At 68.0% G+C, this 9,620-nt stretch carries 9 protein-coding genes and 1 pseudogene; 7 read left to right on the top strand and 3 right to left on the bottom strand.

The features are described 5' to 3' along the window. From LGN17_RS31420 to LGN17_RS31410, 3 genes and pseudogenes are all read left to right on the top strand, one after another. Window positions 1–191: pseudogene (locus LGN17_RS31420) on the top strand (hypothetical protein); the annotation flags it as partial. A gap of 228 nt (window positions 192–419) precedes the next feature. Then, window positions 420–854 (top strand): CHRD domain-containing protein, encoded by a 435-nt coding sequence (locus LGN17_RS31415; protein ID WP_226200871.1) that lies wholly within the window; start codon window positions 420–422, stop codon window positions 852–854. 89 nt (window positions 855–943) lie between these two features. After that, the gene (locus LGN17_RS31410; RefSeq protein ID WP_226200870.1) at window positions 944–1,906 is read left to right on the top strand and encodes an alpha/beta hydrolase; all 963 of its coding nucleotides are present in this window, start codon (window positions 944–946) and stop codon (window positions 1,904–1,906) included. On the opposite strand, the gene LGN17_RS31405 is transcribed toward LGN17_RS31410, so the two are convergent. Beyond that, window positions 1,876–2,718, bottom strand: a complete 843-nt coding sequence (locus LGN17_RS31405) for an EcsC family protein (RefSeq protein WP_043190554.1) — start codon at window positions 2,716–2,718, stop codon at window positions 1,876–1,878. The genes LGN17_RS31410 and LGN17_RS31405 overlap by 31 nt on opposite strands. Before the next feature lie 107 nt (window positions 2,719–2,825). On the opposite strand from LGN17_RS31405, the gene LGN17_RS31400 reads away from it, so the two are divergent. Next, window positions 2,826–4,421, top strand: a complete 1,596-nt coding sequence (locus LGN17_RS31400) for an MDR family MFS transporter (RefSeq protein WP_226200869.1) — start codon at window positions 2,826–2,828, stop codon at window positions 4,419–4,421. 26 nt (window positions 4,422–4,447) lie between these two features. Then, window positions 4,448–4,894, top strand: a complete 447-nt coding sequence (locus LGN17_RS31395; protein WP_175956295.1) for a MarR family winged helix-turn-helix transcriptional regulator — start codon at window positions 4,448–4,450, stop codon at window positions 4,892–4,894. A 112-nt stretch (window positions 4,895–5,006) separates the two neighbouring features. Here the strand turns inward: LGN17_RS31395 and LGN17_RS31390 are convergent, their stop codons facing one another. Together LGN17_RS31390 and LGN17_RS31385 are read right to left on the bottom strand one after the other, a co-directional pair. Then, window positions 5,007–5,588 (bottom strand): DJ-1/PfpI family protein, encoded by a 582-nt coding sequence (locus tag LGN17_RS31390; protein ID WP_021161332.1) that lies wholly within the window; start codon window positions 5,586–5,588, stop codon window positions 5,007–5,009. 156 nt (window positions 5,589–5,744) lie between these two features. Then, window positions 5,745–7,025 carry an amino acid deaminase gene (locus LGN17_RS31385; RefSeq protein WP_226200868.1) on the bottom strand — a complete coding sequence of 427 codons (1,281 nt, stop codon included), beginning with the start codon at window positions 7,023–7,025 and terminating at the stop codon, window positions 5,745–5,747. Between the two features lie 119 nt (window positions 7,026–7,144). Between LGN17_RS31385 and LGN17_RS31380 the strand changes: the two genes are divergently transcribed. Continuing rightward, window positions 7,145–8,083 (top strand): MurR/RpiR family transcriptional regulator, encoded by a 939-nt coding sequence (locus LGN17_RS31380; RefSeq protein WP_226200867.1) that lies wholly within the window; start codon window positions 7,145–7,147, stop codon window positions 8,081–8,083. 3 nt (window positions 8,084–8,086) lie between these two features. Then, window positions 8,087–9,568, top strand: coding sequence for an N-acyl-D-amino-acid deacylase family protein (locus LGN17_RS31375; RefSeq protein WP_226200866.1), 1,482 nt, complete (start codon window positions 8,087–8,089; stop codon window positions 9,566–9,568). The last annotated feature ends 52 nt before the right edge of the window (window positions 9,569–9,620 follow it).

The raw sequence follows: 9,620 nt of genomic DNA, 5'->3' as shown, positions 1-9,620 counted from the left end.
GTCCAGCAGCCCAGCGCCTGCAGTGCTTTGCGATCCAGCAATTTGGCCTCCAACGCCCGTTTCTAGCGGCATCAGATTACCAATTGCCTCGAAAACCTCCACGGTTTTCCACGATGAACCAAAAAAACGCGGCCGGGCGGCCGCGTGAATACTCGCAGACTCCTTCGGACGAAGGAAACAAGCAACTGTGAGTCGCAGTGTAGCGAAAGGCCGCGCGCGGATTGAGTCATCGGGCTGCAAAGGTCCGTTCCAGGTAGACGCAGACTGACACGTCGCGCGCCGTGCGAGATAGCCTGCCGTGCGTGGTGCGGCGATTCGCTGGATGGCCGTTCGGGGGACTCCCGCAGCGGCGGCGATCGACTACCATCATGTCTGGCGCCCCCGCTCGGGCGGCGTACAACGTCGTACAAGGAGAGTCCATGCTCAAGCTGCGTTTGCTCCAGGTCGCGTTACTCGCGGGCGTGCTCGCCGCCGGCAGCGCCGCTGCCGAAACGGTGCGCCTGACCGCCAATCTCCAGCCGTCGAGTGAAGTGCCGCCGACGGCGACCAAGGGTTCGGGCGACGTCGAGGCCACCTATGACACGGCCACCCACATGCTGCGGTGGAAGGTCACTTACGAGCACCTCACGGGGCCGGCCACCGCCGCGCACTTCCATGGGCCGGCACCGGTTGGCCAGAACGCCGGCGTGCAGGTGCCGATTCCAAAGGACGAGCTGGCAAGCCCGATCAAGGGTTCGAAGGAACTCACCGACGCGCAGGTCACCGACCTGATGGGCGGCAAGTGGTATTTCAACGTCCATACGAAGGAGCACCCGTCCGGCGAGATCCGCGGCCAGGTGATGCCGGCGAACTGAGTGCCGGCGTTTGATATAGAGGCACCTGTCGAGCGGTGCGGGTGCGATCGCACGTACCATCGTCACACTGTGATTACGGAGTGCGTCCGATGAGTTGGCAAAGCAAGTTCGCGTGCTGGCTGCTGCGCTGGCAGTTCCGTCCCGAGACCACGCGCGAGGTGCTCGATCCTGCCCGCGCACGGCGCTTTACCGACCTGCGAATGTATGTGCCGCGCCGCGCGCCGTCGGGCTACCGGCTGCGCCAGTGCTACGGGGCGGGTGACGCACCGCTGCGCGGCGAATGGCTCGAACGCACCGACGCGGGCGCGGGTCGCGGGCCCGGCCGCACGCTGCTGTACTTCCACGGCGGCGGCTATTACTTCTGTTCGACGAAAACCCACCGGCCGCTCGTGTTCGGCCTGACGAAGCGCGCGGGCGTGCGCTCGTTCTCGCTCGACTACCGGCTGGCGCCCGAAAACCGTTTCCCGGCCGCGCTCGACGATGCGCTGGCGGCGTACCGGCAACTGCTGGCGCTCGGCACGCCGCCCGAGTCGATCGTGCTCGGCGGCGATTCGGCGGGCGGGGGCCTCGCGCTCGCGACGCTCGTTGCGCTGCGCGACCGTGGCGAGCCGCTGCCGGCCGGCGCGATCCTGTTCTCGCCGTGGACTGATCTGGCCGCCACCGGCGCGACGCTGCGCACGAACGACGGCGCCGATCCGATGTTCGCGGGCGCGGCCCTGCCGAAGGCCGCGAAGCTTTACCTGGGTGACGAGCCGGGCACGAATCCGTACGCATCGCCGCTCTATGCGGATTTCGCGGGCCTGCCGCCGTTGTATATCCAGGTCGGCAGCACCGAGGTGCTGCTCGACGATTCGCGCCGCGTCGCCGAGAAGGCGAAGGCGGCCGGCGTGGCGGTGGAGATCGAGGTGTGGCCGGACATGCCGCACGTGTGGCAGCTGTACGCGCCGATGGTGCCGGAAGCGCGCGACGCGCTCGACCGTGCGGCCGCGTTCCTGCGCCGCGTCGCGGTCGAACGTGCGGTTCAGCGTGCCGGCGAGGCGTCGATCGCCTGATAGGCCGCCTTGACGGCCACCGAGCCGTACTTGCGCTCGAGCCGGCGCACGGTGAAATGGCCGTGCGCCATCTGCTGGAAGTGGTCGATGAACAGCGTATTGACGGTCGCGCCGAGCACGGCGCCGATCGCCGGAATCGATTTCGCGGCCATCTGCTCGGTCACCTGCACCGAGAAGCGCGACGCCACCGTCTGCACGAGCTTGAACACGGCCGCCGAGCTGTGCGCGGCGATGCCCTTCGTCGTGATGTCCGACGATGCCTTCGAGATCGCCTGCGCGAGCGCGCCGCGCAGCACGAAATAGCCGAGATCGGCGTCCTCTTCCTGCTTGTCCGGGTTGCCGCCCATGCCGAGCACGGCCAGGCATTGCAGCTGCGTATCGACCGAGCTCAGGTCTTCGCCTTCGCTGCGCGCGATGTCGCACACCGAGCGGAAGATCAGCGTCGTCGTCACCGGCAGTTCGACCGGCAGCGCGAGAAAGCCGAACGCGCCGCCCGCCGCGCCGGTGGTCGCCACTGCGAGCTTGTGCAGCAGGTTGCTCGGCTTGTCGGGCTCGGCGTCCGGCGCCGGCGGCTTGCCGAGCGTGCGCAGCGCGATGTTCAGGCACTTGCGCAGCGCGAGCTGCGTCGCGTCGTTGATCTTGCCTGTCGCGAAATCCGGCAGCCGGGCGATCATTTTCTCGACCGGCGCGCCCAGCATGCCCGTCAGCTTCATCGTCAGCGACGGGCTTTCCAGCACCTGTTTCGCGCGCCACAGCGCGTCCCGATCCTCCTGCGACAGCGTGGTCGCGGGGGTGATTGAAATCGGTTCCATCTTTCTCCTTGGGGGGCTGAGCCAGTTTGACCGTCGCCGGCCTAGATTACTCCGGCATGCTAGAATTTTGAGATTGTTTGACTCGTCAAAAGTTGCGCCAACAAAAAATGGCCGTCCATACTGCCGCCCACCATTCGAGCGGGCAAGTCCTGCCGTTCCGTGAATCGCTGCTGGCGATGATCGGGATCTCATTTGTCACCATGCTCGTCGCGCTCGACCAGACCGTCGTCGGCACGGCGCTGCCGACCATCGTCGCCGAGCTTCGCGGATTCGACCTGTACGCGTGGGTCGCGACCTCGTACCTGCTCAGTTCCGTGATCACGGTGCCGATCTTCGGCCGCCTCGGCGATTATTACGGCCGCAAGCCGTTCGTCATCGCGTCGATCGTCGTGTTCACCGGCGCGTCCGTGCTGTGCGGGATGGCGAACGACATGCTGATGCTCGTGCTCGCGCGAGGGCTGCAGGGGATCGGCGGCGGGATGCTGGTCGGCACCGCGTTCGCGTGCATTCCCGACCTGTTCCCCGATTCCGTCGTGCGCCTGCGCTGGCAGGTGCTGATGAGCTCCGCGTTCGGCATCGCGAACGCGGTCGGCCCGTCGCTCGGCGGCGTGCTGACCCAGTCGTTCGGCTGGCGCTCGGTGTTCTACGTGAACCTGCCGGTCGGCCTGCTGTCGCTGCTGTTCGTGTGGCGTTACCTGCCCCACCTGCGCCACGTCGAGCACGATCGCAAGATGCGGCTCGACTGGCCGGGCGCGCTGCTGATCGCGCTGTCGCTCGGCGCGCTGCAGTTGTTCGTCGAATGGCTGCCGAAGTACGGCATCGCGAGTTGGGCATCGCTGCTGCTCGTCGTCGCGGTCGCGGCCGGTTTCGGCCTGTGGCACTGGGAGCGGCGCTGCGCGCAGCCGATCTTGCCGTTCGACATGTTCGGCAACCGCGCGCTGTCGGCACTTTTCGTGCTGGCGATCCTCGCCGGCTTCTCGATGTTCTCGCTGCTGTTCTATGCGCCGCTGCTGTTCCAGGGCGGGTTCGGGATGTCGCCGAAGGAGGCGGGGCTCGTGATCACGCCGCTCGTCGTGTTCATCACGATCGGCAGCATCATGAACGGCCGGGTCGTCACGCGCATCCGCAATCCGAACGCGATGCTGCACGTCGGCTTCGTGCTGTTCGCGATCACCTGCGCGGGCATCGTCGTATCGACCCACACGACGCCGAAGTGGGTGCTGATGGCGCTGATGGTCGCGGGCGGCATCGGGCTCGGCTTCGTGCTGCCGAACCTCACCGTCTTCGCGCAGCAGACGGCCGGCCGCGAGCATCTCGGCATCGCGACGGCGCTGTTGCAGTCGCTGCGGATGGTCGGCGGGATGGTCGGCACCGCGCTGACCGGCACGCTCGTCAACCAGATGTACTCGAGCGGCGTGCGCAGTGCGCTGTCGGCCGATCATGCGACCTCGTGGCATGCGCAGCTCGCCGATCCGCAAATCCTGATCGATCGGGCCGCGCAGGGCGGTCTGGTCGCGGAGCTGACGCGTGCCGGGCATAATGGCGCGCTGCTGCTGGAAGCGGCCCGCGAGTCGCTCGTCGGCGCGATCCACCTGGGCGTCGCAATGGCGGCCGTCGTCGCCGTGGTGTCGGTGTGGCAGTGCCGCCGCGTGCCGCCGATCGTGTTGCGGCACAAGATCGAGCCGCATGTCGCGGCCGACTGAACGATTGAACGAGTAGAACTGAGCGCATGGAAGAACAGGACCGCGTCGCGATCTTGCAGCAATTCGGACGCACGTATCGTGCGTTCACGATCGCGTTCGAGGCGCACGTCGGGCAACCGATGCCGCGCTGGCGCATCATGGTCGCATTGCACACGATGGGCGGCCATTCGTCGCAGAAGAAGCTCGTCGAAGTGCTGCGCATCGATCCGGGCGCGCTCACGCGCCAGTTGAAGTTGCTCGACGCGCTCGGCTGGATCCAGCGTGAATCCGACGCACGCGACAATCGTGTGACCAACGTGACGCTGACGGACGACGGCCGCGCTGCGTTCGACGCATGCCTGCCACGCCGCAAGGCGTTTCTCGAACAGACGATGGCGCAATTGCCGGACGACGTGCTGAATGCGCTGTCGGGCGCGCTGGCGATGTTGGAGGCGCGGATCGCGGACGTCGGCTCGACACCGGCCGCGCGCTGAAGCGCGACGCGGGCAGGCGCGTGCGCCGCGCCCGCGACCGATCGCGGCCGGCAAGCGGGCACGAAATCCCGCCGCCGGCCGGCGTTTCATCTCATCTCAATTCACTTTCGATTTACAGCTCGATGCGCGTTCCCAGCAGCGCGAGGAACTGCGCGAGCCACGCCGGATGCGCGGGCCATGCGGGCGCGGTGACGAACGGCGCGTCGGTCACGGCCGCGTCGACCGGGATGTCCGCGTATTCGCCGCCGGCGAGCTTCACCTCGGGCGCGCAGGCCGGGTAGGCCGAGATGCGCTTGCCGCGGATCACGTCGGCGGCCGCGAGCAGTTGCGCCGCGTGGCAGATCGCGGCGATCGGCTTGCCGGCTTCGGCGAACTCGCGCACGAGCGAGATCACCTTCGGATCGAGTCGCAGGTATTCGGGGGCGCGGCCGCCCGCGATCGCGAGCGCGTCGTAGCGCGATGCGTCGACGTCGTCGAACGCAGCGTTCAGCGTGAACTGATGGCCGGGCTTCTCAGTGTAAGTCTGGTCGCCCTCGAAATCATGGATCGCGGTCTTGATCTTGTCGCCCGCGCGCTTGCCCGGGCAGACTGCATCGACGTGGTGGCCGACGGCCTGCAGCGCCTGGAACGGCACCATCGTTTCGTAGTCTTCGGCGAAATCACCGGTCAGGAACAGGATCTTCTTCGCGGCCATGGCTTTCTCCAGTGGAACTGCGTTGAGGGCCCGCGCGGCGGGTGCGTGCAACGCCCGCCTGGGGCCCCGAGGACGAAAGCGCAGTGTACTCCGGCCGCTTGAAGCGCGCGTGACGGCCGCCCCGCGCGAGCGGCGGGGCGGTACGCGCGACGGGCGTCAGAAGAAGGTTTCGACGACTTCCGTCACGCTGAACTGCGGATCGAGCACGAGCACCTGGCGCCACTTGTCGAACGTCAGGCACGGGTGCGAGATGTCGAACGCGACCATGTCGCCCACTTTCACGTCCGCGCCCGGCGGGATCTGCAGGTACGCATGCTGGTCCATCATCCCGGTGACGGCCCAGCCTTCGGCGGCGGCGACGTCGCGCGGCGCGGTATCGCGGCCCGGGCGGAAGTGGCGCGCCGGCTCCGGCAGCCCCGCGTCGAACGCCGCGTCGCGCTTGCCGAGCGCGACGATCGCGCGATCAGCTTCCGGCACCGACTGCACATAGGCCCACAGCTGCAGCGCGGGCAGCAGCCCTTCGCCCATCGTGCGTGCGATCGGGTTGCGCGCGAACACGTCGGTCTGCGCCTTCTTGTAGATGCCGACATCGTGCGTCAGGTAGCAGCCCGGACGCAGCACGACTTCCGCGAAGCCGGCGTTCGACGCCTTCGCGAATTCCTCCGCGACCACGTCGTACCACGCCGAACCGGCGCCGGACAGGATCGCCGGCGTACGCGCGAAGCGGCCTGCTGCGGCCAGCTCGCGCGTGAGCGCGACCGCTTCCTGCAGGAACGTGCGGATCTCGCCTTCCTCCTTCAGCACGCCTTCGTACAGCTCGATCCCGGCCAGCTTCAGTGTGTCCGGATAGCGCGCGATCGCGGCCAGCACGGCCTCGCGCTGCGCGGCATCGCGCACGCCTGCGCGGCCGCCCGGCACGCCGAGCTCGAGCAGCACGTTCAGCGGCTTCTTCAGTGCGCCGAAGAAGCGGCCGAGCTGGTCGACGCTCTCCGCCGAATCGACCAGGCAGAAGAATTCGAAGTCGGGATCGGACAGCAGCCCGGCGATGATCGTCATGTTCTGGCGGCCGACCAGCTGGTTGGCGAGCAGCACGCGCCGCACGCCGCCGTGATACGCGGCCTGCGTCTGGTGCGCGGTCGCGAGCGTGATGCCCCACGCGCCGGCGTCGAGCTGGCGGCGGAACAGTTGCGGCGCCATCGTCGTCTTCCCGTGCGGCGCAAACTTGACGCCGTACTTCTGGACGAATGCCTGCATCCAGTTCAGGTTGTGTTCGATGCGGTCCTCGTACAGCACGGCGGCCGGCAGGCTGACGTCTTCCGCAAGCAGGTTCCACTCGAGCCGGCCCGCGTCGCCGAGCGGCACGCTGGCGCTCGGCAGATTGCCGAGACCCTTGCCGAACGGATCGATCGTCGCTTCCTGATAGTTTGTAACTTTCATGTCATCCCACTCCATCATCACTATGCATTGCACTGAAGTTGACACGCCGATGGTACAGAAAGTAGCATCGGCGCGGTGATGTTATTTAGTAACATAGAGCTTCGCACTCTTTTCCGCAGATGAATACGCCCGTTACTCCGTCCGTTCCGCTCGCGGCCGAGCTCCATCCGGCGCCTGCCGCTACGCCGATCCTCGACATCGTCGCGCGGATCGCCGAATGCGCGCCCGAGCTGCGCGAAGCCGAGCGAAAGGTCGCCGCGTACATCCTCGCCGATCTCGCGCGCGCCGCGCATGCAAGCATCGGCGCGCTTGCTCGCGACGCGGAGGTCAGCGTCGCGACGGTCACGCGTTTCGCGAAAGCGGTCGGCTGCCGCGACGTGCGCGAACTGAAGGTGCTGGTCGCGCAGGCGGCGGCCGTCGGGCAGCGCTTTCTGGTGCCGTCCGATGACGCGCCGGCCGACGACGCGAGCCCTGCGTCGATGGTCTATGACGAGATCCGCGTGGCGCTCGCGCACAACCATCAGTTGCTGCGCAATACGTCGTTCGACGAAGCGGCCGACCTGCTCGCCGGCGCGAAGATGACCTATGTGTACGGGCAGGGCGGCGGCTCGACGGCGCTTGCCGACGAGCTGCGCTTCCGGCTCGTGCGCTTCGGCCGGCCGGTCGCGAGCTACCAGGACAGCGTGCTGCAGCGGATGGTGGCCGCGACGCTGTCGCGCGACACCGTCGTCGTCGCGCTGTCGGTGAGCGGCCGCGTGCCCGAGCTGCTCGAGAGTTGCCGGCTCGCGAAGCGCTACGGCGCGAAGCTGATCGCGATCACCGCGCCGGCTTCGCCGCTCGCGAAGCTGGCTGACCACCTGATTCCGGTCGTCGCGTTCGAAACCGATTTCATTTACAAGCCGTCGACATCGCGTTACGCGATGATGATGGCGATCGACGTGCTCGTCACCGGAGTCGCATTGCGGCTCGGCGATGCGGGCCGAGAATCGCTGCGTCGCATCAAGCACGCGCTCGATGCGCATCGCGGCGGCGGAGACCGTCAACCGGTAGGAGACTGACCCATGCATTCGCATCCCGAAGCCGCCGATACGCTGATCGTCGGCGCGCAGCTTTACGACGGTACCGGCGCGCCGCCCGTCACGCGCGACGTCGCGATCCGCAACGGCGTGATCGCGGCGATCGGTAACCTGTCGAACTGGCTTGCCGAGACCGTCGTCGATGCGGACGGCCGTGCGCTCGCGCCGGGCTTCGTCGACGTGCACACGCACGACGACACGCACGTGATCCGCGCGCCGGAGATGATCCCGAAGATCTCGCAGGGCGTGACGACCGTGATCGTCGGCAACTGCGGGATCAGCGCGTCACCGGTGACGCTCGCGGGCGATCCGCCCGATCCGATGAACCTGCTCGGCGAGCGCGGTGCGTTCCGGTACCCGACCTTCGCCGACTACGTCGCGGCCGTGAACGACGCGCGTCCGGCCGTGAACGTCGCGGCGCTCGTCGGTCACACGGCGCTGCGCAACAACCAGATGGACCGCCTCGACCGCGCGGCGACCGACGCCGAGATCGCCGGCATGCGCGCGCAGCTCGAGGAGGCGCTCGCGAATGGCGCGCTCGGCCTGTCGTCGGGCCTTGCGTACGGCTCCGCGTTCGCGGCGCCCACCGAAGAGGTGATGGCGCTCGCCGAGCCGCTCGCGAACGCGGGCGCGCTGTACACCACGCACATGCGCACCGAGTTCGACGCGATCCTCGATGCAATGGAAGAGGCGTACCAGGTCGGCCGCCATGCGCGCGTGCCGGTCGTGATCTCGCACCTGAAGTGCGCGGGGCCGTCGAACTGGGGGCGCAGTACCGAAGTCCTCGCATCGCTCGAAGGCGCGCGCCGCTACCAGCCGGTCGGCTGCGACTGCTATCCGTACAGCCGCAGCTCGTCGACGCTCGACCTGAAGCAGGTGACGGGCGACATCGACATCACGATCACGTGGTCCGAGCCGCACCCGGAAGTGGCGGGCAAGCTGCTGAAGGCGATCGCGGCCGACTGGGGCGTGACCGAGCAGGAAGCCGCGCAGCGCATCCGCCCGGCCGGTGCCGTGTACCACAACATGTCCGAGGACGACGTGCGCCGGATCCTGTCGCACCCCGCGACGATGGTCGGCTCCGACGGCCTGCCGAACGATCCGCTGCCGCACCCGCGGCTGTGGGGCGCGTTCCCGCGCGTGCTGGGCCATTACGTGCGCGACACGAACCTGCTGCCGCTCGAGGAGGCGATCCGCAAGATGACGTCGCTGTCCGCACGCCGCTACGGGATCGCGCGGCGCGGTGAGGTGCATGTGGGCTACCACGCGGATCTCGTGCTGTTCGACCCGGCGCGCGTGATCGACGCCGCGACGTTCGAGAAGCCGCAGCAGCCCGCGCACGGGATCGACGCCGTGTGGGTGAACGGCGTGCTCACTTATGAAAACGGCCAGCCGACCGGCGAGCGCGCGGGCGGCTTCGTCGCACGCGGCGAGCGCGTGCCGGTGGGTGCCGAGGCTGCGTTCTGAGTCCGGGCGCGGCTGTTGTTCCGATCTTCCCGCGCGCGCCGCTGCAGGCGTG

It is taken from the genome of Burkholderia sp. AU30280, from assembly GCF_020420125.1.
Lineage (GTDB): Bacteria > Pseudomonadota > Gammaproteobacteria > Burkholderiales > Burkholderiaceae > Burkholderia.
Note: the sequence above shows the minus strand (reverse complement) of the source record. Positions and strands in the feature narration are given on the sequence as shown.